This window comes from Gilliamella sp. ESL0254 (assembly GCF_013344985.1).
GTDB classification, from domain to species: Bacteria; Pseudomonadota; Gammaproteobacteria; order Enterobacterales; family Orbaceae; genus Gilliamella; species Gilliamella bombicola.
Genome location: NZ_JAAEDU010000001.1, coordinates 1236619 through 1260482, shown reverse-complemented (window position 1 = coordinate 1260482; position 23864 = coordinate 1236619). Strand labels below are relative to the sequence as shown.

23 protein-coding genes and 1 riboswitch are annotated in these 23864 nt (G+C 37.1%); of the genes, 8 read left to right on the top strand and 15 right to left on the bottom strand.

The features are described from left to right. Window positions 1–28: 28 nt before the first annotated feature. Window positions 29–1390, top strand: a complete 1362-nt coding sequence (mnmE, locus tag GYX25_RS05890) for a tRNA uridine-5-carboxymethylaminomethyl(34) synthesis GTPase MnmE (RefSeq protein WP_091346251.1) — start codon at window positions 29–31, stop codon at window positions 1388–1390. A 376-nt stretch (window positions 1391–1766) separates the two neighbouring features. On the opposite strand, the gene GYX25_RS05885 is transcribed toward mnmE, so the two are convergent. Continuing rightward, entirely contained in the window at window positions 1767–2798 is a 1032-nt protein-coding gene (locus GYX25_RS05885) for an AI-2E family transporter (protein WP_091346249.1), read from the bottom strand. A 543-nt stretch (window positions 2799–3341) separates the two neighbouring features. Here GYX25_RS05885 and GYX25_RS05880 point away from each other — a divergent pair. Beyond that, entirely contained in the window at window positions 3342–5003 is a 1662-nt protein-coding gene (locus GYX25_RS05880) for a hypothetical protein (protein ID WP_174786936.1), read from the top strand. An 863-nt stretch (window positions 5004–5866) separates the two neighbouring features. Here GYX25_RS05880 and GYX25_RS05875 read toward each other — a convergent pair. Beyond that, window positions 5867–6811, bottom strand: coding sequence for a hypothetical protein (locus GYX25_RS05875; RefSeq protein ID WP_091346247.1), 945 nt, complete (start codon window positions 6809–6811; stop codon window positions 5867–5869). Window positions 6812–6936: 125 nt separating this feature from the next. Here GYX25_RS05875 and GYX25_RS05870 point away from each other — a divergent pair, with 125 nt between their 5' ends. Next, complete coding sequence (locus GYX25_RS05870; RefSeq protein WP_091346246.1) at window positions 6937–7143, top strand: heavy-metal-associated domain-containing protein; 207 nt, start codon at window positions 6937–6939, stop codon at window positions 7141–7143. Between the two features lie 50 nt (window positions 7144–7193). Further along, window positions 7194–7649 (top strand): STY0301 family protein, encoded by a 456-nt coding sequence (locus tag GYX25_RS05865; protein ID WP_174786935.1) that lies wholly within the window; start codon window positions 7194–7196, stop codon window positions 7647–7649. 72 nt (window positions 7650–7721) lie between these two features. On the opposite strand, the gene thiD is transcribed toward GYX25_RS05865, so the two are convergent. From thiD to GYX25_RS05800, 13 genes are all read right to left on the bottom strand, one after another. Next, a complete protein-coding gene (gene thiD, locus GYX25_RS05860) occupies window positions 7722–8516 on the bottom strand; it encodes a bifunctional hydroxymethylpyrimidine kinase/phosphomethylpyrimidine kinase (protein WP_174786934.1) in 795 nt (264 codons plus the stop codon). A gap of 11 nt (window positions 8517–8527) precedes the next feature. Further along, window positions 8528–9169 (bottom strand): thiamine phosphate synthase, encoded by a 642-nt coding sequence (gene thiE / locus GYX25_RS05855; protein ID WP_091346240.1) that lies wholly within the window; start codon window positions 9167–9169, stop codon window positions 8528–8530. 12 nt (window positions 9170–9181) lie between these two features. After that, the gene (gene thiM, locus GYX25_RS05850; RefSeq protein ID WP_174786933.1) at window positions 9182–9967 is read right to left on the bottom strand and encodes a hydroxyethylthiazole kinase; all 786 of its coding nucleotides are present in this window, start codon (window positions 9965–9967) and stop codon (window positions 9182–9184) included. Window positions 9968–10021: 54 nt separating this feature from the next. Beyond that, window positions 10022–10123, bottom strand: a riboswitch (TPP riboswitch). 39 nt (window positions 10124–10162) lie between these two features. Beyond that, the gene (gene trkA / locus GYX25_RS05845) at window positions 10163–11524 is read right to left on the bottom strand and encodes a Trk system potassium transporter TrkA (protein WP_091346237.1); all 1362 of its coding nucleotides are present in this window, start codon (window positions 11522–11524) and stop codon (window positions 10163–10165) included. Window positions 11525–11632: 108 nt separating this feature from the next. Continuing rightward, the gene (gene trpS, locus GYX25_RS05840; protein ID WP_174786932.1) at window positions 11633–12628 is read right to left on the bottom strand and encodes a tryptophan--tRNA ligase; all 996 of its coding nucleotides are present in this window, start codon (window positions 12626–12628) and stop codon (window positions 11633–11635) included. A 23-nt stretch (window positions 12629–12651) separates the two neighbouring features. Further along, the gene (locus GYX25_RS05835) at window positions 12652–13347 is read right to left on the bottom strand and encodes a phosphoglycolate phosphatase (RefSeq protein WP_091346233.1); all 696 of its coding nucleotides are present in this window, start codon (window positions 13345–13347) and stop codon (window positions 12652–12654) included. After that, window positions 13340–14017, bottom strand: a complete 678-nt coding sequence (gene rpe / locus GYX25_RS05830) for a ribulose-phosphate 3-epimerase (protein WP_091346231.1) — start codon at window positions 14015–14017, stop codon at window positions 13340–13342. The genes GYX25_RS05835 and rpe overlap by 8 nt, the downstream gene beginning before the upstream one ends. A gap of 38 nt (window positions 14018–14055) precedes the next feature. After that, complete coding sequence (locus tag GYX25_RS05825) at window positions 14056–14877, bottom strand: Dam family site-specific DNA-(adenine-N6)-methyltransferase (RefSeq protein ID WP_091346229.1); 822 nt, start codon at window positions 14875–14877, stop codon at window positions 14056–14058. A gap of 48 nt (window positions 14878–14925) precedes the next feature. After that, window positions 14926–15765: an SPOR domain-containing protein gene (locus tag GYX25_RS05820; protein WP_174786931.1), complete on the bottom strand. Its 840-nt coding sequence runs from the start codon at window positions 15763–15765 to the stop codon at window positions 14926–14928. A gap of 70 nt (window positions 15766–15835) precedes the next feature. Continuing rightward, window positions 15836–16357, bottom strand: a complete 522-nt coding sequence (gene aroK / locus GYX25_RS05815) for a shikimate kinase AroK (protein ID WP_091346226.1) — start codon at window positions 16355–16357, stop codon at window positions 15836–15838. A 185-nt stretch (window positions 16358–16542) separates the two neighbouring features. After that, window positions 16543–17505, bottom strand: a complete 963-nt coding sequence (gene gutQ / locus GYX25_RS05810; RefSeq protein WP_091346224.1) for an arabinose-5-phosphate isomerase GutQ — start codon at window positions 17503–17505, stop codon at window positions 16543–16545. Window positions 17506–17671: 166 nt separating this feature from the next. Then, window positions 17672–18295 (bottom strand): LysE family transporter, encoded by a 624-nt coding sequence (locus tag GYX25_RS05805; RefSeq protein WP_174786930.1) that lies wholly within the window; start codon window positions 18293–18295, stop codon window positions 17672–17674. Between the two features lie 9 nt (window positions 18296–18304). After that, window positions 18305–19747, bottom strand: a complete 1443-nt coding sequence (locus tag GYX25_RS05800) for an LTA synthase family protein (RefSeq protein WP_174786929.1) — start codon at window positions 19745–19747, stop codon at window positions 18305–18307. A 216-nt stretch (window positions 19748–19963) separates the two neighbouring features. On the opposite strand from GYX25_RS05800, the gene GYX25_RS05795 reads away from it, so the two are divergent. From GYX25_RS05795 to GYX25_RS05780, 4 genes are all read left to right on the top strand, one after another. Then, on the top strand, window positions 19964–20596 hold the full coding sequence (locus GYX25_RS05795) for a nitroreductase family protein (protein WP_174786928.1): 633 nt from the start codon (window positions 19964–19966) through the stop codon (window positions 20594–20596). Window positions 20597–20612: 16 nt separating this feature from the next. After that, the gene (locus tag GYX25_RS05790; RefSeq protein ID WP_202983827.1) at window positions 20613–21815 is read left to right on the top strand and encodes an FTR1 family iron permease; all 1203 of its coding nucleotides are present in this window, start codon (window positions 20613–20615) and stop codon (window positions 21813–21815) included. Window positions 21816–21937: 122 nt separating this feature from the next. Continuing rightward, on the top strand, window positions 21938–22501 hold the full coding sequence (locus GYX25_RS05785; RefSeq protein ID WP_091346214.1) for an iron transporter: 564 nt from the start codon (window positions 21938–21940) through the stop codon (window positions 22499–22501). A 96-nt stretch (window positions 22502–22597) separates the two neighbouring features. Then, window positions 22598–23863 (top strand): Fe-S-containing protein, encoded by a 1266-nt coding sequence (locus tag GYX25_RS05780; protein ID WP_238785987.1) that lies wholly within the window; start codon window positions 22598–22600, stop codon window positions 23861–23863. Window position 23864 lies beyond the last annotated feature (1 nt).

Sequence of the window (23864 nt, the reverse complement as noted above, 5' to 3'; positions counted from 1 at the left end):
TGCTGTTTTAATTTAAAAATGAATAAAGATGAAATCTGATACTATTGTCGCACAAGCAACGCCACCCGGCCGTGGAGGGGTAGGTATTTTACGTATTTCAGGACCCAAAGCGCAAGCAGTTGCCCAAGCTGTATTAGGTAAATTGCCTAAACCGCGTCATGCCGATTATTTACCGTTTTTAGCATCGAATGGCACCACTCTAGATGAAGGTATTGCCTTATTTTTCCCTAATCCCCACTCATTTACTGGTGAAGATGTCCTTGAATTACAAGGTCACGGTGGGCCGATTATTTTAGACTTACTTTTAAAACGCATTCTTGAAATCCCCAATGTCCGCATTGCTCGTCCAGGGGAGTTTTCAGAGCGTGCATTTTTAAATGATAAATTAGATCTTGCTCAAGCCGAAGCGATTGCTGATTTAATTGATGCTAGTTCTGAGCAAGCAGCAAAATCGGCAATCTCATCACTACAAGGCGTATTTTCCAAAAAAATACATGCGCTTGTTGAATCATTGATTCACTTAAGGATATTTACCGAAGCGGCGATTGACTTTCCTGAAGAAGAAATCGACTTTTTATCTGATGGCAAAATTGAGGCCCAGCTAAATGAAGTTATTACTCACTTAAACGAAGTCAGGCAAGAAGCAAAGCAAGGCACACTACTACGCGAAGGCATGAAAGTCGTCATCGCTGGGCGCCCTAATGCCGGTAAATCAAGCTTACTTAATGCCTTAGCTGGTCGTGATGCTGCTATTGTGACTGATATAGCAGGCACAACCCGAGATGTTTTACGCGAGCATATCCATATCGACGGCATGCCACTACATATTATCGACACAGCCGGACTACGTGAAGCGAGTGACGAAGTGGAACGAATCGGCATTGAACGCGCTTGGCAAGAAATTGAACAAGCTGATCGCGTATTATTTATGGTCGATAGCACCACCACCAACGAAACCAATCCAGAAAAACTATGGCCAGAATTTATTGAACGTTTACCAAAACAGATGCCTGTCACTGTCATCCGCAACAAAGCCGATTTAACGGGCGAAGCACTAGGATATAGTGAAGTAAACGGCTACTCACTTATTCAACTTTCGGCACGAACAGGTGAAGGTATTGCCTTACTACGTGAACATCTAAAACAGGCCATGGGTTTTACTAGTAGTACTGAAGGTGGATTCTTAGCCCGACGTCGCCACTTACAAGCACTCGAAAAAGCGGCAGATCACTTAAACAATGGTAAGCACCAACTTATCACATTCCATGCAGGTGAATTGCTTGCCGAAGAACTAAGGCTAGCGCAAGAAGCATTAAGTGAAATCACAGGGCAATTTACCTCTGATGATTTGTTAGGTCGCATATTTAGTTCGTTTTGCATAGGTAAGTAAACATACTTTATAAAAATCGTTCAGAAAAGTAATTGATTTTATTCAATTTATTTTTTTGTTGTTTTTTGGGGTGAACAACCATTGTTACTCCCCCTAAAATAGTACGGTCAAAAGTTAAAAACTACTTTGTCATAAAAGTAAAAGAGGTGGAGGGTGTAATCATAAAAGTGATAAAAAAGCTATAGCACCTACTAAGGCGCGGAAAGTGTGGAAGAAGAAGTAACAAACTAGCCCATCGTATTATCAGTGCTATAAGTTGTGCTATAGCTGTATTCGATTGTTCAACATTTAGCTTGCTAATTGATCAATAATAAACAATTGATTCCTTAATAGCACAACTTATGATAATAGTAACTTGATGAATTAATGATTAAATTTAAATAATTCTTAGCTCTTTTAATGATAATTTAATAAATGCATAAAAAATAGGTGCAAAAATTAAACCAATAACGCCAAAAAGGGTCTCTAAAAAGAGCATCGCAATTAACAATTCACAGATACCTGCATGAATTTTTGTCCCGACTATTTTTGCATTAAGTACATATTCCATTTTATGAATTAAGATTAAATAAACAATAATCCCCATTGCGACAGTAAATGATATGGTAAATGCAACAAAAAAGATTAATCCATTAACAATCAAGTTACCAATAATTGGAATAAGACCAAAAACAAATGTGGCTAACACTAAACTTTTACTAAATGGCAAATGAATGCCAAATACAGGCAAAATAATAAATAGCAAAATAGCGGTCATCATCGTATTAAATAATGCGATCACAACTTGAGACATAGCTACATATTGAAATACTACAACTAACCGGTTTAAGCTGGATTTTAAGGCTTTGGTTAATGCTCTTTGTGTAATTTTATTATGTTCAGTGTTGCGTTGATTTTCTTTATAACCCAAAATTAATCCAATAATCATTCCCACAATTAATATAATTAAATCATGAAATACTTTTTTAATGATAGATTGTAGATAAAAGACATGATCTTTAAGGTAAATCATTATAGTTGATTTAACTTCGTCTAAATCATCAGGTAAATAATGGGTAATACTTGGCGGTAGACTGTTTATTACATTATTGACCACTAATTTCAAATTCATTAACGTTTCGGTTGGATGCTTGGCCATATCAACAAACCAAGCAAATAAATACCAAAAGCCGCCGATAAAAATGCCCATAATCAGTGTCGTGAGTACTAGTACCGAAACTAATTTTGATTGATGACTAAAACGTACCATTTTTCGTGATAAAAAATCATCTAATTTTTGTGTTAACGTATAGGTTAACAAGCCAGCTATCACTGCCGGCATTAAATGAACTTGCATTAAAATAATAAAAAAAACAGAAAACAAAACAAGGCAAAATAGACCTAATTTTTGATTATTACTTAGTGGCATAAAGAAAATTTCCCTTTAATAAAAACTTATTTAATTAAAACACGATACGTGGTAACGGTAAAAAATTAACAGAATTATAGCAGAGAGTTCATTATTCGTCTTTTTTTGTTACTAATTAAACATGAGCTGTTCATAGTTTAGTTAAGACTTTTTAACAGGTTAAAAAAAACTCTTACACAACCTAGGCAAAACGCTAACACTAACAAACTAGTAAAAACAAGAATAGCGTATCCTAATAACAGCCATCTAACTAACCAAAAAGTGGTCAGAAAAGCTATTGATTTTATTTAAGTTTCTATTTTGCTGTTTTAAGCTAAAAACACCACCCAAAACTATTCCTCAAAGCACACAAACATAAGCCGACTCAGTCTTTAACAAAACTTTACAAATTTTTAACAAAAAAGGTAGCGCATAATTAATCAAGCGGTTATAATTTAATCGCTTTCAAAGCAAGGGAGTGCTCATTAGTTGAGCAGTCAATTATAAAAAATCGAAATAAAACAAAAAATTACTTGACAGGATGACCGAAATGCGTTACCATTTATGGCACATGGCACATGGCACATGGCCTGCCAAACCTATGTTCTAAATCTTTTTCAATTTCACCGTAGTCTAAATCAGACACAGTTCTTATTTTCATCACCAAGGTTATTTCGCGCAGCGAAATTGGCAGCTTTATCGGCTGGGTTATCGCCGAGGTCGAGGTGGTTGTCTTTTCTATCTAAATTTTCAGGCTTGCCAAGTTTACTTAGATTATTTAGACTCCCTAAATCCGCGTTGTTTTTCGTTTTGTTGCTCTTGTTGTCGTATTCACAGGGTTCTGTGGCATTAACGGCGCATACATCAAGAGTAATTGAAGGTAGTGCGCCGTATTTAACGTTTGATGGCGGACGAACTAAGGCTACTACAACCGATGATTTATTGACTATCACATTGTCTGATGGTACAAGGGTTACGCCATCAACTAACACATCAAGTGCACAAAATCCAATAAGGTTACCTAATGTAAGGGATACTTTAGGTGATATAGGCATGTTGGTGCCATCTTCAACTAATTCAGTAAGTTTAAATGACTTAGTGAATAGATATCATTATTGGGGAGATGATGATGGTGATGGTCAGGGTGCCAATAGTGTTACTGCGACGGGAAGTTTATCTGTACTTTTTTATGATAAGGATAGTAATACTGTAAGTCGTAGTGATACATTAGATTTTTGTAAGGCACCTTATAGGGTGGTATTAGTAAGTGGAAGTGGAAGTATAGAAACACAGTACGGAGTTCCTAATATAAGCAATTTTAATGGTCAACGCGTGACATATTATATTAGTCCGTATAATAATGTTGGTGTTTGTTTCGTAAGGCCGAGTTTGTACTATGGTGGTACTGGCGATTTGGTTAGTGTTGCTAGTAGGGACGAACCTCACTTTGCTGGCCCTGCTAGCGTATGGAATCCGAAGAAGGGGTTTTTAGTTCAGTCAACAAATCCGTTATCTTACGGTCGTAATTTTCCTACTACAGGTGCTGATGGATTATATTTTGATTTACTCTTAGGTGGCATCGAAGCTAGGCAGGTTACATGGTCTTCAGTTTCTCACGGTGGAATAACCGCTAGAGCATATCCTGCAAACCCTCAAAATAATTGGATTCATGAGCGGACAAGCGTAACTCGGATAGAGTTACACGGTCCTCATGCAGGTGTTAGTCTGAGAGAGTCAAGTAATCCTAGTCCGCTTACTCCATTACCATCTTTGCCGCAGACTTTTGAGTTGGAGGGGAGAGATAGTAGTGGTCGAGTGGTAGTGAAATATGGATTTGTGCTAAAACAGTGGTTTGTCAATCGGGGTAATAAACTAGATACCCCGTCTAACCATCTATCTTGGTGTAGAAGTTTGGGTTATCGTCTTTCTCGGGTAAGGGATTTAACTAATGCCGGTTGTTATCGCATCCACCCAACTTATTCTTGTGTTGGAGCTGTTGGTGCTTATCCGCGGTCAGGTAACGGTTATTACGATCGTCAAATAGGTGCAGGTCTTTTCTCTGAGTGGGGCGACGTGAGAGGTTACTCTACTGCGGGCTTCGGAGGTATGAACCACTGGACTAGCGACGTAGGAAGTAATGGCCCGTTCAGTGTCTACTCGCATACTGGCTCTATCCTCAGCAAGGGTAGCCCTTGGGGAGATTATGCTGTTTGCACTACACCTTAGCTTTTATCTCTAGTCCTTAATCCTTGGACTACGGGGGGCGGTTATGGTGCAGATAGAGGACAATCTAACAAAGAATAAAGCCCCCGCATAAGTTGGGAGCATTTTCCCTTAGGATGGCGCTGTTGCGGCGAAGCCACAATCGCGCCACTCCCCGCCGGCGACGCTGAAAGCGTGGTTGGCAATTCTAATGATTACGTTGTGGCGGTTTAAATTCGTGGTCTATTTATAGTACGGCAAGGTTTCGGACGTTTTGACCTTTGGTGAATAAAATAGCTACCGTGACCACGTCCGAGTAAAGGGAATTAAAGCGAATTCCCTTTACAATCCCACGCTTGGCTGCAGAATGTGGCCTGCGGCACTACTCGTATCATCCTGATACTCGCCTCTACGAGGCCATCTTCGCTATGCTCAGATGTTCAAATTTGTTCCAGACAAATTTGTCCGACGCACCACAAACTCGCCAAACGTCCTGTTTGGCGTGCTAACCTCGCTCTATTGTCGGCACATTCTGACGCCGGAACAAGACAAACAGCATAACCTTTGGTGTTTTTTTGTGAGTTGTTTTTGTGTAAAAAAGCAATGAAATTGCATCAAAAAAGTGGTCAGGAAAGGTATTGATTTTATTGAAGTTTTTATTTTGCTGTTTTTAAGCTAAATCAATCACTTACACAACCTAAGTAAAGGTTGGTATACAACAAATCAACAAAATCACGAATAGAGCGTTTTAATAACATCCATTTAATCATCAAAAAATCGGTCAGAAAAGGTGTTAATTTTATTGAATTTTTAATTTAACAATCTTTACCCAAAAACAAAAAAAGGCTGCAAAGCAGCCTCTTTCCAGTAAAATAATATTACCAATACTATTTAACTACATAAAAGTTAACATCGCGAGTATTTCTGAGAGCATCAACGAATTGCCTCAATTCTTTGCTATAAGTTTTCTCAGGATCGTTTGCTTCTGTACATTTGTCTTCTGAACCATAGCTTTTAGCCATTGCATCATTTGATGCCAAATTGTCGTATGGTTTTGTAAAATCACTACCTTTTAATGTCATAAGATGATTCCAATCATTTAACAGGCCTTCCATATATTGGCGACCGGCTTCGCATTTTATGTTATTTAAGTCAATCTTAGGAATAACATATTGGCTTATCTCGCTGAACTTTTTAGGATTGTAAGGGAAGCTAATGTCTTCTTGTTCATCTTCTTTTAAGAATTCAATAAAGTCGCTTTCACGATATAATTTTCTATAACGTTGTTGATAAGATTGGTTTTTCTTTAATTTTAGGTCTTGAGTTATTTCTTTTGGGAAAGGCTGATCATAAGAATAATCCCAATGATATTGGCTGTGTTCAATAAATACATCATTGATTAATTTTGCTGGCATTTCTATTTCTTGCTCTTTACCATCAATAATGACTGGGATGCTATTTATTTCTCTGTTTTCTCTTAAGATCTTTTCGTATTGTTCATCATTCATCTCAGAGGTTGAATAGATGACTGTGTATAAGTAATAGTTACTTTGTGTTGGGTTAATAAGACCTAATTCGCCAAATTGAGCCGGTTTTACGACAAAATTGAAGTCGTCATTATTATACGATAAGGTATGTTTGCCGTATTCAAATGTATAGTTAATACCTGATTTGGCTGGAATCGTTAATTCTTTACCATCTATAGTGACTTTTATTTCGTTAGCAGTAGGATTGTCAATCCAACGGTTGATACTAGATTGGTTAGCACCAAAACAACCCACAAGGGTTAAGCTTAAAGTTAATAATAAACAATATTTTATTTTCTTCATCATAATGATTTGTTATAAGTGTTGATTGAAATATGATGCTATCATATTATGGATAAAATTGTAGTAATTTTAGTTTTTTTTATGTAAATTTTTATTAAGACTATAACCAGTAAAAGTAGCGAGAATCTATGAAATTAATCGTCGATAATATGAGTTGTCAACATTGTGTTAAAGCAATAACAAAAGCGATCAATGATATCGATCCAAAGGCAAAGGTGACTGTTGATTTAATCAAGCACGAAGTTGATATTGCAAATAGTACTATCTCTCAAGAAGCCGTAATTGATGCTGTTAACAACGCTGGCTATGACTTTGTTAGGATTGTGACACCTTAGCGAGTTTTTATCTCGTTATTTATATTGCTATTATTAGCAGGATATATAATATGAAAGAAAAAATATTGAGTATGACAATAGCTGTCGTAGTTTGGTTTGGTGCGGTTTTTTTTGTTAATGCTTATCAGATTGAGTGCCCACAAAAAATCGACGTTAAAGAAAAAGTAGAAAAAATGCCCGAAGGATGGGAGGTTTTTGAGAAAGATAGTCTGAGTAGCGCTTTTCATAGCATGATTGTTTATTATGATCATCCTTCTAGAATGGCGGTTTTAAAACCAGCAAAAGGAACGGTTGATGGTAAGAAACATGAGTTAATATGGGAAGTTAATCACTATACAGACGTTGAACCTTATTATGTTAGTTGCGCTTACAGTACAAGCAGAATTGAGTTAATAAAAAAAATTGATTTATCAATGAAAAGTTGTTGGGCTGACTACTCTAAAAATGAACAAGGAAAAAAAGGGACACTTACTTGTAGCACAAGTGAAGCAAAGAATCTGCATTAGTTAAGGTATGGGATTGGTTGTTATATACAATAGTTGACAACTTAAATCCCATTTAGTTTGTTTATTGTGCGATTACCACCAACGGTAAAAATGGTGTGTTGGTCCAATCCCTTTCCCTATATTTAAATCGTTAGCATGACTAATTGCGCCATGTAGATAATTTTTGGCTTGGGCTATTGCATCTGGCAAGCTGTTGTTAGGTAATAATGCGGCAATCGCTGCGGATAATGTGCAACCAGTGCCGTGTGTGTTTTTTGTTTGAATACGTGGGGCGGTTATTTTAACTGTGTTATTTTGAGTGATTAAATAATCAGGGCTTTCATTGCTGGGCAAATGTCCTCCTTTCATTAATACCGCTTTACAGCCTAACTTGAGTAATTCATGTCCTTGCTTTTGCATATCATCTTCGTTTTTTGCTTCGTCACAATCAAGTAGCGCGGCGGCTTCTGGTAGATTGGGAGTGATGATGGTTGCTAGGGGGAGTAAAAGTTCGCGAATGGCTGTGATGGCGTCAGGTTTTAGTAGCGAATGTCCCCCTTTGGCGACCATGACGGTGTCTAAGACGATGATCGGGATTGGATTGGTTTTTAGCAGGTGGTGGACGGTTGTGACAATCTCTTTATTCATGAGCATGCCCATTTTTACACTATCAATTTGAATATCTTGATAAAGCGTATTAAATTGGGCTTCAATAAATTCGGGTGAGATCGCTAATACCGCATCAACCCCTTGTGTGCTTTGTGCCGTTAAGGCCGTGATGACCGACATGCCATAGGCGCCGAGTGCAGAAAAGGTTTTTAAATCGGCTTGAATACCTGCGCCACCGCTAGGGTCAGATCCAGCAATGGTTAATGCAATTGTTGTCATAATAGTATTTCCTATTTAGCTTGTTTGATTTTGTTAATAAGCGATAACGTTGCTTGTTGAATATCTTTTTGGCCACAAATAGCCGAAACCACTGCAATACCGTCAATGCCTGTTTGGATGACATTAGTTACATTGTTTTCATCAATACCACCAATGGCAACAGCAGGGCGCTGCTTTAGTTCTACTAACTTGGTTAACTGTTCGGTTCCCAGTGCGGCCGTTGCATCTTTTTTGGTTGTTGTTGGAAAGATAGGACCAATACCAATATAATCAACCAGTTGCCAAGGAGTGGTATCAAGTTGTTGGCGATTAGATACTGAAAACCCTAACCATTTGTCTTTGCCAATAAGTTGGCGAGTGATATCGGCAGGTAAATCACTTTGTCCAATATGTACGCCATCGGCATTAACTGCTAAAGCAATATCGACATGATCATTTATAAATAATGGAATAGCTGTATCACTTAACGCTTCTTTCAATGCTAATGCTGCTTGATACCAATCTTTACCTGCCATTTCTTTTTCTGATCTTAACTGTATAGCGGTTACGCCGTTTTTGACAGCAATTTTTGTTGTATTGACCATACCACTAATACCACCACAGAGTAGTGGATCGAGCACTAAATAAAGGGTTAAATCCAATTGTTTTTTCATCTTCTATCCTTATTAAAGTGATGGATTAAATAGTGAGAGTTGATCTAATAGAGATACCGTAAAGGTGCCTAATCCTTGCTGTTTGTTGGCAAGTTCAGCGGATTTTTTCATCATAAAACATGCCGAGGCGGTAGCAGATAAAGGGTCAGGTGAATTGGCTATAAAAGCTGCTACCATGGCGGATAATGAACATCCTGTTCCCGTCACTTTCGTTAAAGCAATATCGCCCCCAGTTATGCTATATACGTTGTTACCGTTAGTGACATAGTCGATATCACCTGTCACTGCAACGATAGTTTGATATTTTTGCGCAAGCTCTTTGGCAGCGTTTAAAGCTGATTGGGTTGAGTCTTGACCATCAGGTCCTTTTGCCGATGAGTTTTGACCATTTAGTGTTAATATTTCTGAGGCATTACCACGTATTACCGTTGGTTTTAATGATAATAATTGATATGCAATTTCAGTACGATAATTAAGTGCAGGTCCTACCGCGACGGGATCGAGTACCCATGGTGTTTGTGTTTGCTGCGCTTTAGCTGCTGCTAATAACATACTTGTGACTATGTTGCTGTGAATGGTACCAATATTAATCAATAAACTATCGGCAATGGAAACAAATGCAGCAACTTCTTGCTCGGCAACAACCATTGCCGGTGATGCGCCAATAGCAAGTAGTATATTAGCGGTAAAATTTTGGACTACATCATTAGTTATGCAATGCACTAGTGGGCGTTGTTGTTTAACGTGGTGGATAAAAGAGGTTGCTTGGTTGGTTTTGAATGATTTGACTGTTGGCATATTTATTTCTTCCTTATTATCTGTGCATCTTGGGAAGAATTTGCCAATTTTGTGACTTGATGGCTTAGACTTCCCTACGCTGGCATAATCCAGATCAGGTTCAACGGGTAAAATCTCAGTTTTTTGTTGAAACAAAAAACACCCCGAGTCAAAATTTATTTGGTTATTATGAACTGACTATCTATTTTTAACAAGTTATTGTAATAATTTTTCGATGTCGGTAATTGCCTTTCTATCAGGTAAGAAGATGATAAGGTGATCGTTGTCTTCAATAGTTAGATCGGTATTGACAATAATGACATCCTCACCACGGACTACCGCCCCAATGGTTGCACCAGAAGGTATTTTTAAACTGTTAATATTTTTGCCAACCAGTCTTGATGTTTCACTATTACCATTGGCAACAATTTCGACAATTTCGGATTCACCTTGTCTTAATGAAACGACTTTAACAACGCCAGTTTGCCTTACATGGCTTAGTAGCTCTGAAATGGTAGCATGTTGTGGTGAAATTGCAATATCAATCACACTGTCATTAATTAGTTCAAGGTAGGCTTGGCGTTGAATCAATACAATTACTTTTTTAGCCCCCATCCTTTTGGCTAGCATGGATGACATGATATTGGATTCATCATCACTGGTGACAGCAATAAATAGATCAGTAAGTTCAACTTGTTCTTGTGAAAGCAATTCTTGATCCGATGATTCGCCGTGCAGAACTGTGGTATTAGTAAGTTGCTCAGCAATTAATTCGGCACGTTCGGCATTGCGTTCGATTAATTTTACTTGATAGTCGTTTTCTAAACGCTTTGCTAAAGTGACTGCCACGCCACCACCGCCACTAATGATGATTCTTTTATAAGGCTTTTCTAAGCGTTGTAACTCACTCGTCACAGCTTTGATATTAACTGGTGGGGTAATGAAATAAACCATATCACCGGCTTCAATTAGGGTTGATGCTAGTGGACGTATAAAGCGATTTTTGCGATAAATTGCGACAACCCGTGCTTCAACATGGGGTAAGTGCTCTTTAAGTCCAGACAGTTCACTGCCAACTAAAGCACCGCCATAATAGGCGGTAACGGCCACCAAACAGACTCGATTGTCATAAAAAGACGCAAATTGTAGCGCCCCCGGATATTGTACTAATTGACTAATATGATTAGTGATAAGGTTTTCTGGAGCAATAATATGATCGATGTTTATACAGTTTTTGTTGAAGCAGGAGTAATTTTCGTCATTGTATTCAGGCTCTCTAATACGTGCTACTTTTTGTGGAATGTGAAACATCACATGCCCAATCTGGCAGGCTATCATGTTGATTTCATCAGAATTAGTAACGGCAACAAGCATATCGGCTGATTCAGCGCCAGCGTCTTTTAGTACTTGTGGATAGGACGATTTACCACAAATCACCTGTAAATCAAAACGTTCTTGTAGTGATTGTAATTTATCATGGTTTTCATCAACCACTGTGACATCGTTTTGTTTTTCGGTAACGAGATATTCAGCAAGCGCACTACCTGTTTGTCCTGCACCGAGAATAATAATCTTCATAACTAATCCGTATATTTACATGGCTTTAATTATTGACAGTTTTTTTAGTCTGTTAAAGCCATTGCATACTGTTTTATTTTTAGTGATAATCCGCTAGTGATTTGGTAATTATACAAAACCGATTGCATCATAGACCTTTTTCAATGTTGGTTCGGCTTTTGAACGTGCTTTTTCGGCACCTTCTTGCATGATTGAAAATAAGTAACTTTCGTCATCACGATACTCATGATATTTGGTTTGCAAGGTGGTTAGCATGTCAATAACTTGCGTTGCTACTTCGGTTTTTAAGTGACCATACATTTTACCTTCAAACTCTTTTTCAAGTTCGGCAATCGGTTTTCCAGTGACACCTGTCAAAATATCAAGCAGGTTTGAAACGCCAGCTTTATTTTTTATGTCGTAACGCACCGCTGGTGGTTCGTCAGAATCGGTCATTGCTCGTTTGATTTTCTTTTCGATCTCTTTAGGATTTTCAAGTAAGCCAATGACGTTATTGCGGTTTTCGTCTGATTTGGACATTTTTTTTGTTGGTTCTTGCAATGACATAACGCGGGCGCCTACTTTGGCAATAAATGGTTCTGGAACAGTAAAAATATCGCCATAAAGTGCATTAAAGCGCATAGCAATATCGCGCGATAATTCAAGATGTTGTTTTTGATCGTCGCCCACAGGTACTAAGTTGGCTTGATAAAGCAAAATATCGGCAGCCATCAGTACTGGGTAATCAAATAAACCGGCATTGATGTTTTCAGAATGACGAGACGATTTATCTTTAAATTGAGTCATACGGCTGAGTTCGCCAAAATAGGTGTAACAATTTAATGCCCAGCCTAATTCGGCATGTGCTGGGACGTGTGATTGTACAAAAATAGTGCTCTTTTTGGGATCAATACCGCAAGCTAAATAAAGCGCTAGTGTATCTAATGTGGCTTTGCGTAGTTTGTTGGGATCTTGGCGTACAGTGATCGCATGTTGATTGACGATACAATAAACGCAATCATATTCACCTTGCAGAGCCACCCAATTTTTTAATGCACCTAAATAGTTGCCAAGTGTTAGTTCTCCTGATGGCTGAGCGCCACTAAATACAATCGGTTTACTCATAATTTGTTCCTAATTTATGCTAATTATTTTTTTGCATCAGCTTTTGGCTGAGGTAATAATGTTAATATCTCTTTAAAATCATCCAATAAAAAATCAGGATTGCTAGTAGCAATCGAAACGCCATAGTTATAGCCATAGCTTAACGCAACGGTTGGGCAATTGGCATTTTGTGCTGCAGTGATGTCGTTTTTAGAATCGCCAACAAATAGAAGTTGATCACTAAACAGTCCAAAGGTTGCCATAACTTGATATAAAGGTGCTGGGTGTGGCTTTAATTTAATGACATCGCCCCCACCAAGTACTAATGAAAAGTACTCTTTTATACCTAAAGAAGTCAGTAAGGCTGGCAAAAATTGTGCCGGCTTATTGGTGACTAATGCCAATGGGTATTGGCTGTCATGCAGTGTTTTTAAGGTTGCTTTGACGTGAGGGAATAACTTGGTTTCGGCATCCATTACTTTATTATAATGTTGATTGAAAAGGTTTTTTGCTTTTGAAAAAAGTTCGCCAGAAGGCGTTGTGCCAATTGCATTAAATACCCGTTCCAACATGATATCAATACCATTACCTACAAAGTTTTTGATCTGTTCGTTGCTGATTGTCGGTAGGGTTAAGTCGGCCAACATTTTTTGTGCCGCTAGTGCAAGCCCGGGTACGCTATCAACAAGGGTACCGTCTAAATCAAAGGCGATTGCTTGAATGTCATTTAGTTTATGCATGTGTCACTCCTGCTAACTCTTTACGCATTGCATCAATAACAGCTTTATAATTCGGTTGGTTAAATATGGCTGATCCAGCAACAAACATGTCTGCGCCTGCTTTGGCTATTTCTGCAATATTTTCGACTTTTACGCCGCCATCAACTTCTAAACGAATATCGCGCCCAGACTCTATAATACGCTGTTTTACTTGTTGTATTTTTTTGATGGTGGAAGGTATAAACGATTGCCCACCAAAGCCTGGATTAACGCTCATAAGTAAAATGATGTCAATTTTTTCTATAATATAATCTAGACAATTAAGCGGTGTTGCTGGGTTGAGTACAATACCGGCTGTGCAACCATGATCTTTAATTAACTGTAATGAACGATCCAAATGTACAGTAGCTTCTGGGTGAATGGATATGTTGGTTGCGCCTGCTTTGGCAAAAGCGGTGATGAGTTCTTCAACCGGTGATACCATTAAATGGACGTCAATAGGTGCAGTAATGCCATATTCTCGCAGTGCTTTACAAAACATGGCTCCCATTGTGAGGTTTGGTACAAAATGGTTATCCATGACATCGAAATGGATAACATCGGCTCCTGCATCGAGCACTTTTTGAGTGTCTTCACCAAGACGAGCAAAATTAGCTGATAATATTGATGGCGCAATAATGTATTTTTTCATAACCTACCTCTAATAACTTTCATTATAGTTAAGCCTGTTTATGGCTTTTTATATAATGCTAAAATCTCATCGATTTTTTTGCGACCTTCACCTGCGCAACTAATTGAGCGTCGCATTTCTGCTCGATATAGTTGACTTGCTTTGCTGTAAAGGGTCATTGTGTAATCAGTATAATGATTAGACACTAGCACTGGTATATTTTTTTTATATGCCATGTTTTCGGCTAATTTTGATAAGTTTTTATGCTCTTCAAATCCAAATATATTTGAATAATAAGCTGTAAAACCCGCTGATTCATTTGGGGATATATAGGGCGGATCACAATAAATTACTGAATTTTGTTTTGCTTGCTTCATTACTTCGTAATAAGGTGCACAAATAAACTGGGCCCTTTGCGCTTTTTCTGCAAAAAAATAGAGTTCTTTTTCTGGAAAATAAATGGTTTTATAACGTCCGAATGGTACGTTAAATAGCCCCCTATTATTATAACGGCATAGACCGTTGTAACAATGTCGATTTAAATAGACAAATAAGAGTGATCTAAAATATTGGTCTTGACTACCATTGAATACATCACGCAACTGATAAAATGCATCAGGGTGGTTATTTTGAGCAGTAAATAGCAATCTAAGGTCATGAATAAACTTATCAGGACTCGATTGTAATAATTTAAATAATGAAATTAAGTCATGATTGATATCCGCTAAAATATAACTTTTGTAGTTAGTATTTAAAAACACGGAGCCAGCGCCGACAAAAGGTTCAATCAGTTGATCGCCTTCTGGTAGATACCGTTTAATTGTGTCTACAAGCTCATATTTTCCTCCAGCCCATTTTAAAAAGGCTCGTCGCTTCTTCAACGGATACTCCTGTTTGTCTTTGCTCGGATAAATAAACGATATCCTTGATTATTTTGCTGCTTTTTCTTTATTAATCGTTGCACCAGATTTAACCCATGGTTTGTCTTTTTGCAGTGCACTTGGTAAAGACTTAATTGCTTTATGTGCTTCTTCAGATGATGAGTAATTGCCTTTTATTAAAATATACCATTTTTCATTATTACGTTTAGTTTCATAAATTTGGTAATTAGTTATTTTATGTTGGTTAATAAATTTTTTTAGCCCATCAGCTGATTTAGATGCAGTAAGCTGTATGCTATAACTGTTATCTTTTAGCTTTAAATTATTTGTCGTAGTTACATTTTTATCAGGTTTATGATGAGATGTTTTTCCATTGATGTTGCCTCTATTTTCTCTAGTTTTAGCCGGATTTGCTTTAATGTTATTTGAATTTTCAACACCATTTGTATTGGATGGAGGTATAACCGGATTGGTTGGTACCTCTGGTCTATCTTTTAGATTGCCATTTGAGTTTAAATTATGGTTTACATCATTAGGTATTTCGGAACTTTGCTTGTTACCTTGTGTGTTTGGCTCTGCATTTTGTTCTGAGTTGGTTTGTTCCGGGCTCATGGGCATCTCATCTTGTCCATGTGTAACGGAGTCACTTGGTACTTGCGATCCTTCAACACCATTAATTTCTGGTGGCGTTAATGGTGTTGGTTCATTTTTGTTTGAAGAGCGAAACAAAACTAGACTAACCAATAATAGAATAATGACAACTGCCAGACCAAGTAGAATTCGCTTTTTCTTAAAACAATCTTGTAGCAATTTTGGTAATTTTGATGAGAGTATAGCGCCTTTATTAGGTTGTTCAGATATATAACGATCTTCTCTATCTACACGCATTTCTACTCCTTAACCTATTAGTAGGTTTATTGCCTTGCTATAACTTGCCATCGTAAGTGAAAATGATGGTCTAAATTTGCTCTATTTGATCAATGATATAACCAGCAACACCTTTGGCACTTTGTTCATCAGTCTTAATTGTAATATCGGCAATTTCTTCATAAAGTGGTTCGCGTTTATCGGCTAGCTCTTCGTAAAGTTCACGCGGGGTGTTACTACCTTGTAATAGTGGGCGACGTTTATCTTTTTGTGTTCTTGCCATTTGCTTTTCAATCGTTGTTTCAAGGTAGACAACAATTCCACGAGCGGATAATCTATTGCGTGTTTCTTTAGATAAGACTGAACCTCCACCCGTTGCAAGAACGACGCCTTGTTTTTCTGTCAACTCATTAATGACTTTTTCTTCTCTGGCACGGAATCCTTCTTCCCCTTCTAGATCAAAAATCCATGCGATATCAGCGCCTGTACGTTTTTCAATCTCTTGATCTGAGTCAAAAAAATCCATGCCTAACTGTTGTGCAATTTGTCGGCCTATTGTGCTTTTTCCTGCCCCCATTGGGCCAATTAGAAAGATATTTCGCTTTTCTGCCATTGTAGTTTCATCATCTATTAATTTTGGTTAAAATATACAACACAATATCATGCGCTATAACTTTATAGTGTTATTCGCGTTATCACTGTGTAACTTTTCTTGGATCTCCGTCTAACGACAAAAATTTAGGTCGGTAATTATCTCAATAGATAGCACCCTTTGGCAATAGGTATTTATCAATAGTTTTAGTTAATACCCGCTTGGTGCAAATCATGGATGTTTAAAGCGCCTACTAATTCGCCTTCGCTGTTAACAACGGGAGCTGCGGTAATGTTATGATCATTAAATGATTTTAGTGCTTCAACCGCTTTCCAATTTTCAGGGATGCGATGTCCAGGGCTGGTCATAACTTCCATAATGCTATCTTGTAATGTACCATTTTTTAATAATAATCGACGTAAATCACCATCGGTAAATACGCCAATTATTTTATTGTTATCTTGACAAATTGCAACTAACCCCACACCTGTACGGCTTAATTCTAGCATAGCATCAAATACCGTTGCAGTTTGCGAAATTTTCGGAATTCGATCGCCGGTACGCATTACATCTCTCACATGGTTAAGTAATTTAGCACCTAAGCTACCAGCAGGGTGAGAGCGTGCAAAATCTTCCTCTTTAAAGCCCCGTGCGCGCATTACAGCGATCGCAAGAGCATCACCCATTAATAATGTGTTGGTTGAACTTGATGTTGGCGCAAGTCCCATTGGGCAAGCTTCTTTTTCAATTGAAATATCAAGAATGGCCTGAGCTGATTTTGCTAGTGGCGAATCTAATCCTCCAGTAATAGCAATAACCGGTACATTCATTTCGGCAAGAATAGGTAAAATTAAATTAAACTCCTTGGCTCGGCCCGAGTAAGAAATTAAAACGGCTACATCGTTTGGTGTAACCATCCCTAAATCGCCATGTAAGGCTTCCGATGGATGCATAAAAAAAGCAGGACTACCTGTACTTGCTAATGAAGCGGCAATTTTTTTACCTATATGCCCAGACTTTCCAATACCTGAAACAACCACTTTACCGTTGGTGCTTAAAATAAGCTGACATGCGTTAACAAAATCGTTACCTAGTCGATCTGGTAATTTTTGCGCTTCGTGTATCTCTAATTCAAGAAGCTCTCGACCATATTGTAATAATTTATTCATTTCAATTAGCCTATCGAATGAAAATAAGTGTTCAGTGAATTTATAACCGTTAACAAAGGAAAAACGATGATAAAAGCTCAATTACTACCAGTTTAACAATTAACGGTTGAATATTCAAAAAAGTGTGTATTTTTTTAACAATATCTACCTATTATCTTTTAATAATCTAAAATCCTAAAGCGACTTTTATTCCCAAAGTTATTAAAATGATACCCAGTAATTTATCAATGATAAATTGAATTTTAAAATAACGGCGTTGTACGCTTTGTGTTTGAAAAATCAACACGACAAAAGGCCACCAAAATATAGCTTCAATCCAAATAATCAAGGCAACGATGAGTTTATCAAATGTTGATGATTCTGCATTAAGAATTTGAGTAAAGGTTGCTAAAAAAAACAACGTTGCTTTAGGATTAAGTAAATTACATAAAAAACCTTGCATAAAGGCTGATTTTTCTGAAATTGATTGTTTTGTTTGTTGTTTACCTATATAGGTCGTATTTGGTTTTGAGGCAATTAGAGCCTTTATACCAAGCCATATTAGGTAAGCAGCACCCGCATAACGTAAAGCATTATAAAGTAGCGGTGTGGTGGTGATAAGCACTGCAATGCCTGCAACACAATAGCTCATATGAACTAAGATAGCTGTAATGACACCTAAACAGGTGAGTAATGCTATTTTGCGGTTATAACTTAAGCTGTTTTTTAACACCAAAAAGAAATCAGGTCCAGGTGATATCATACCTAGAAAACTAATCGTAGAGACTAAAATTAATGTATCAAATGCCATTTTGTACGCCTATTTGAACACTTGTGCTGAATTATTGATCGTTGCAATATTGGATTTATTTTGTTCAATAAACTGTTTTTTATCAAAATTAGGCTTGGTTAAATAGTCAGTCAAAAATTTGGCATTACTTTCAATTTGTGCGCCGTTTAAAATTAAACGCGGCAAATCTATTTGATAAATGGTCTGATCAGGTGTTTTTTGTAGATCTTGTGTGCGTGCATTTGTTAATAAATAAAGTTTGCGTTCTTTTTGTGAAAGACGATTGATTGTTGGTGTGCCAGAACCCATCATTAAGTGATCTGGAAAAATGTAAAATACCGTGTTTTCCAATAATCCTTTATCTTTTAATTGTTGGATAAAAAGCCCTAAGTTATGATCCAATGATGCTGCAACAAACGACATATTATCTGCTTTTGGTGAAATAACTGAGCGCATTCTTTCATCATCAAAACCATTTGGTGCATGGGTTGAAACAGTCGAAACAAATAAAGCAAAGGGTTTGTTCGCTTCGCGCATTTCGCTAATTTGTTTTTGCGCAACATCAAAAATATCTTTGTCATATAACCCAAAAGGTGCTACTGGATATTGCCCAACATAGTTTTTTTCTGAAATAACTTGCATACCAAACAGCTCAGCAGTATGACCAATACCAGCAAAATCAGGGCTTGCCATTACATAACGGGTTTGATACCCCGCTTGTTTAAGCACATCCCCCAAACTAACTAAGTTTGTTTTATCTGCACGCATTAATGGTGATGTGGTATAGCCGCCAATTAAAAAAGGCATACCGGTCATATAAGTATACATTGATGCGGTAGTCCAACTGCTACCAGGGCTCATTGGCATATTGGCAAAAAAAGTATAATCTTGGCGAAGTTGTCGTAAATTAGGCGTTATGTTGTCAAAATCAAAAAAGCCTTGTTCAAACGATTCTAAAGATAGCACAATAATATTTTTACCCTGATGACTAACAAGCTGATTTTTATTAGTATAGTTAGTCATATTGAGTGATTGTAACGCTTGATCAAATGGCTTACGAGGGGCACTTGTCACTTGATAGATTTCGTATAAACGGCTTAATGGTCCATTGTGATAACTAATTGATACAATTGCTACAACGGCTAATAATAAACGAACAATTAAAGGGCATTTGCGTTTGCACCAATTCGCTAGTTTTGATAGTAAAAAAATAAGGGTAAAAAAGACGACAATAACCAAAGCAGCTTGTAATTTAAAGATAAATAGCCCTTCAATAATGTCATTAACGTTTAAATTCACATAAAACTGATAATCAATAAAGCCACCACTAAAGTAGATAGAAGTGAGCTCCATTACGATAAAGACTGTGAATAATGTTATGCTTAAAAATTGCCACTTTTTTTGTTTAAAAAATGTGGCAAAAACAATTGCGATAATAAAAAGTGGTAAAACAATCAGTGTCGATAATGGCATAAAATGTGTTGCTCAATTTATTCAAGAATCAATTTTGCTTAAGTATATACTTAATGCGCAAAAAAATAAAAATATCGGTTAATTTCGTATTATAAAATACCAATAAAAATAGTGTTACTATGGGGCAAAATGATAATTGTTACTATTTGATGTTGATAATTGATGTCATTCGCAATAAGATATCCCTATTCCATTATTATGATGTCAGGGGTTGCTATGCCGTGTTTTATACGGAAAGTCATTGCCATTTTATCTTTATTTTGCTTCTTTTTTTGTTATGCCGATATTACATTACCAACACCACAAACTAGAGAAGGCATGAGTTTGTTTGAAAGTTTGAAAAAACGCTCTTCAACGCCTGGAGGCGGTTTTCCAGCTGGTCAAGTGGCTGATGATGAACTTTCAACTGTGCTTTGGGCGGCAAGTGGTTTAAACCGAGGCAAAAACGGTTGGACAGTGCCAATGGCTAATGGTAATCCTCCTTACGTACGAATTTATGTTGCCGGTGAAAAGGGCACTTTTTTATATGAGTGGGAAGGACATTATTTAAAAGAAATTAATAATAAAGATATTCGTGCTGATATTGGTTTACAAAATTTTACTAAGCGAGCGGCTTATTCGTTGATTTTTGTGTCAGATGCGCATGCATTTACGGATATCAATCCAGAACAAATTGCTAATTTTAGTTACACAGCTGTTGGCGCAATGAGTCAAAATGCCTATCTAGCTGCGACAGCGTTGAAATTAAGCGCCCGTTATATTCATTCTATTAAACCAGACGTCATCATCCAAGAGCTAGAATTACCCGAAGGCAGTAAACCACTTGGTATGCTTTTATTAGGAAAATAAGAGGTAATAACGGGATATGAAAAGATTTATTACACTTGCTTTGCTCCTTATTGCAAGCTTAATGGCCTTTGCACCATCGTCTTATGCGGTAGAAAAAAAATATGAAAGTTGGAATGCCATTATTAGTGAAATGGATGTCATTTTAAATGACGCTTATGATATCTATTTTATGAAAGATGTTGAGCGTGCCAAAGCTCGTGTTAATAATGCCTATTTTGGCTTTTATGAAAAGCACGGGGTAGAGCGTGCTGTTATGTCTTATATTTCGGGTAAGCGTGGCACTGATACTGAATATCAATTTGCTAAAATTAAGCGGTTGATGAGTGATGGTGCACCAAATAAAGCTGTTCGTGTTGAGATAGATACAATTTTAAAAATGTTGCATGAAGACGCTAACGAATTGGATGGCAAAAAAGAGAGTGGTTGGGGCGTTTTCTTTGCTTCATTTATTATTATATTCCGAGAAGGCTTAGAAGCGATTTTAGTCATTGCAGCAATTTCAGCTTATCTTGTTCGTTCTGGGAATATGCCAATGGTGAAAGTAGTTTATATGAGTTCACTTGCTGCTGTTTTTGCCAGTGTACTTGCTGCGATAGCACTTCGATCTGCAATTACAATCAGTGGCGCTAATCAAGAAATTATAGAAGGTTCGGCAATGTTACTTGCAACAGTGGTGTTGTTTTTTATTAGTAACTGGATGTTTTCTAAAGCCGAAGCTGAAGCGTGGAAGAGTTATGTCCAAGGTAAAGTGCAAACAGCAATTTCATCAGGAAGTCGTTTTGCATTAGGTTTTGCTGCTTTTTTAGCTGTTTTTCGAGAAGGTGCTGAAACGATCTTATTTTATCAAGCCATGTTAGTTGATGCTCAAGATCATATGGATAAGGTTTGGTATGGACTAGCCGTTGGAACAATTGTGTTGGCAGTGATTTTTATGGTGATTCGTTTTGGCTCAATGAAACTGCCTATTAAACCATTCTTTATTGGTACTAGTATATTAATGTATGTTATGGCAATTGCTTTTGCTGGTGGTGGAGTGAAAGAGTTGCAAGAGGCTGATATTATTTCGGTTACTCCTGTTGATTTTGTTCATTCTGTTGAGATTTTAGGTATTTATCCAACACTAGAGACATTAATTCCACAAGTCATTATGGTGTTTATTGTGGCGTTTGCAGTTATATATTACATATTTAAGCCTAGTCATAAAAATTATAAGAGTTAATAATATAATTCATTTAAAAGAATGGTTTGAAGAGTGAACGGATTTGCCACCAATAAAATAGAGACAAGCCTTTAGGAATATTCGTTAAAAAAGTTGTTAAAAAGAAAGTGAAGGAGTTTTCAATGAAAAAATTAGTATTATCTGCGGGTATTGCTTCAATACTTGCGTTATCTTCGTTTGCTCACGCAGCAGCGCCAGCGCCAGGTGAACAAAAAGGTTTTGAAGAGTTCCCAATTGGTGATGAAGTTACTGTCGGTCCATTACATATTGGCGCAGTTTATTTCCAACCTGTTGATATGGAACCGGCTGGAATGGGTGGTTTGCCAGCTTCAAAATCAGATATGCATATTGAAGCAGATATCTCTGCTGCAGAAGGTAACAAATTAGGTTATGGCGTTGGTGATTTTGTCCCTTATTTGACCGTTAAGTATAAAATACAAAAAGAAGGTAGCGATAAAGCGATCGAAGGTAACTTTATGCCAATGAACGCATCGGATGGCCCTCACTATGGTAATAATATTAAACTTGATGGTGCAGGTAAATATAAAGTCACGTTTACGATTGAAAATCCTGAAAAACAAGGTTATTTATTACACGTTGATAAAGAAACAGGGGTAGAAGGTCGCTTCTGGACTAAACCGATTGAAGTTTCTTGGGACTTTGATTATATTCCACGTGCATGGTAATTGTGTTTTAAACACTAAATATAATTATATTTGATAATTAATAGTCAGTTATTGGTGAGCATTATGCTCACCAATAACATTTGTAATCACTAGGCAATGAATATGCTTCAATACCTTATCAATATTACCGATAATACTTTCGTTCCGGCCATGATGATGGCACTACTTAGTGCAGTAGTTGTGAAATCAATACCTAATCATAGTAAAAAAATTATTTTATTCGGTTTTATAGTGGGATTTGTTGCTGCCTTAGTCTATGTCGTTTTAAAACGCAATACGGGTTTTGCTGTTCGTGAATTTTATGATCTTGGGGTAATTATACCTTGGGTTATTATTGCTATACCCGTTGTAATAGGTATTTGTTTACAAAAATCTACTGATAATTGCATTGGACGTGTTGGCAATGCTGTATTGATAGTGCTATTTGTAGTAGGTATTGGCTCGATCAGTGCTCAATATTTACCTAATTTAATGCTTTACCCGTTCGAATTTGCAGTTGGTATGGATTCTATCTTTAATCATGACTACTTATTTAAGTGGGTAGGCTATGGGTTTGCTCTGCTGGTTATTTTGTTAACGGGGCTGTTTGTTTATCGTGCTTGTGGTCGATTGTCGACTAAATTTGTTTTTACCATTACTGCATTGTCGATTATTATTTTTGCTATTCAAAATAGCATTAATATTTTACAAATTTTAATTGTTAGACGTTTTATTTCAACACAGCCTTGGATGATGAAGTTGGTTATTTTCATTCTTGGACATGTTAACTTTTTTATCTTTATTTTTATGGCTATAGTGATTTGTTTAGCCATTGCTTTATATATCAAGTCTAAAACAACCTCGTTAGTGGGTAGTAATCCAGCTCAAATTCGCAAACTAAAAGCGCAATTACACAGCAATAGAAGAAGTGCCTTAATGATTATGGCTGGTACGGCAATCACTGCTTATACTGTAACACGTGCGCGTTATATTTTTGATAAAGGGGTAGAGCTTACACCAGCAGAGCCAGTGACCCCTAATACCCATGGCTTAATTGTTATTCCCCTTGATCAGGTGAACGATGGTAATTTACATCGTTATGGTTATAAAACAACGGATGGTACTTTAGTCCGCTTTATTATTATCAAAAAAAGCGAAAATGCTTATGGTGTTGGATTTGATGCTTGTGATATTTGTGGTGCAAGTGGTTACTACCAACGCGGTAATCAAGTGGTATGCAGTTTGTGTGATGTAGTCATGAATATTGCAACGATTGGATTTTCGGGTGGGTGTAACCCTGTCCCACTTAAATACGAAATTATTGACGGCAATATGGTGATTCGCCCTGCGAATCTTGAAGCAGAAAAAAGTCGTTTCAAATAAA

Excerpts from the sequence above, each read along its gene's own strand:
- mnmE (WP_091346251.1), top strand. The coding sequence starts at position 29 with ATGAAATCTGATACTATTGTCGCACAAGCAACGCCACCCGGCCGTGGA.
- GYX25_RS05885 (WP_091346249.1), bottom strand. The coding sequence starts at position 2,798 with ATGCCACTAAGTAATAATCAAAAATTAGGTCTATTTTGCCTTGTTTTG.
- GYX25_RS05880 (WP_174786936.1), top strand. The coding sequence starts at position 3,342 with ATGGCACATGGCACATGGCACATGGCCTGCCAAACCTATGTTCTAAAT.
- GYX25_RS05875 (WP_091346247.1), bottom strand. The coding sequence starts at position 6,811 with ATGATGAAGAAAATAAAATATTGTTTATTATTAACTTTAAGCTTAACC.
- GYX25_RS05870 (WP_091346246.1), top strand. The coding sequence starts at position 6,937 with ATGAAATTAATCGTCGATAATATGAGTTGTCAACATTGTGTTAAAGCA.
- GYX25_RS05865 (WP_174786935.1), top strand. The coding sequence starts at position 7,194 with ATGAAAGAAAAAATATTGAGTATGACAATAGCTGTCGTAGTTTGGTTT.
- thiD (WP_174786934.1), bottom strand. The coding sequence starts at position 8,516 with ATGACAACAATTGCATTAACCATTGCTGGATCTGACCCTAGCGGTGGC.
- thiE (WP_091346240.1), bottom strand. The coding sequence starts at position 9,169 with ATGAAAAAACAATTGGATTTAACCCTTTATTTAGTGCTCGATCCACTA.
- thiM (WP_174786933.1), bottom strand. The coding sequence starts at position 9,967 with ATGCCAACAGTCAAATCATTCAAAACCAACCAAGCAACCTCTTTTATC.
- trkA (WP_091346237.1), bottom strand. The coding sequence starts at position 11,524 with ATGAAGATTATTATTCTCGGTGCAGGACAAACAGGTAGTGCGCTTGCT.
- trpS (WP_174786932.1), bottom strand. The coding sequence starts at position 12,628 with ATGAGTAAACCGATTGTATTTAGTGGCGCTCAGCCATCAGGAGAACTA.
- GYX25_RS05835 (WP_091346233.1), bottom strand. The coding sequence starts at position 13,347 with ATGCATAAACTAAATGACATTCAAGCAATCGCCTTTGATTTAGACGGT.
- rpe (WP_091346231.1), bottom strand. The coding sequence starts at position 14,017 with ATGAAAAAATACATTATTGCGCCATCAATATTATCAGCTAATTTTGCT.
- GYX25_RS05820 (WP_174786931.1), bottom strand. The coding sequence starts at position 15,765 with ATGCGTGTAGATAGAGAAGATCGTTATATATCTGAACAACCTAATAAA.
- aroK (WP_091346226.1), bottom strand. The coding sequence starts at position 16,357 with ATGGCAGAAAAGCGAAATATCTTTCTAATTGGCCCAATGGGGGCAGGA.
- gutQ (WP_091346224.1), bottom strand. The coding sequence starts at position 17,505 with ATGAATAAATTATTACAATATGGTCGAGAGCTTCTTGAATTAGAGATA.
- GYX25_RS05805 (WP_174786930.1), bottom strand. The coding sequence starts at position 18,295 with ATGGCATTTGATACATTAATTTTAGTCTCTACGATTAGTTTTCTAGGT.
- GYX25_RS05800 (WP_174786929.1), bottom strand. The coding sequence starts at position 19,747 with ATGCCATTATCGACACTGATTGTTTTACCACTTTTTATTATCGCAATT.
- GYX25_RS05795 (WP_174786928.1), top strand. The coding sequence starts at position 19,964 with ATGCCGTGTTTTATACGGAAAGTCATTGCCATTTTATCTTTATTTTGC.
- GYX25_RS05790 (WP_202983827.1), top strand. The coding sequence starts at position 20,613 with ATGAAAAGATTTATTACACTTGCTTTGCTCCTTATTGCAAGCTTAATG.
- GYX25_RS05785 (WP_091346214.1), top strand. The coding sequence starts at position 21,938 with ATGAAAAAATTAGTATTATCTGCGGGTATTGCTTCAATACTTGCGTTA.
- GYX25_RS05780 (WP_238785987.1), top strand. The coding sequence starts at position 22,598 with ATGAATATGCTTCAATACCTTATCAATATTACCGATAATACTTTCGTT.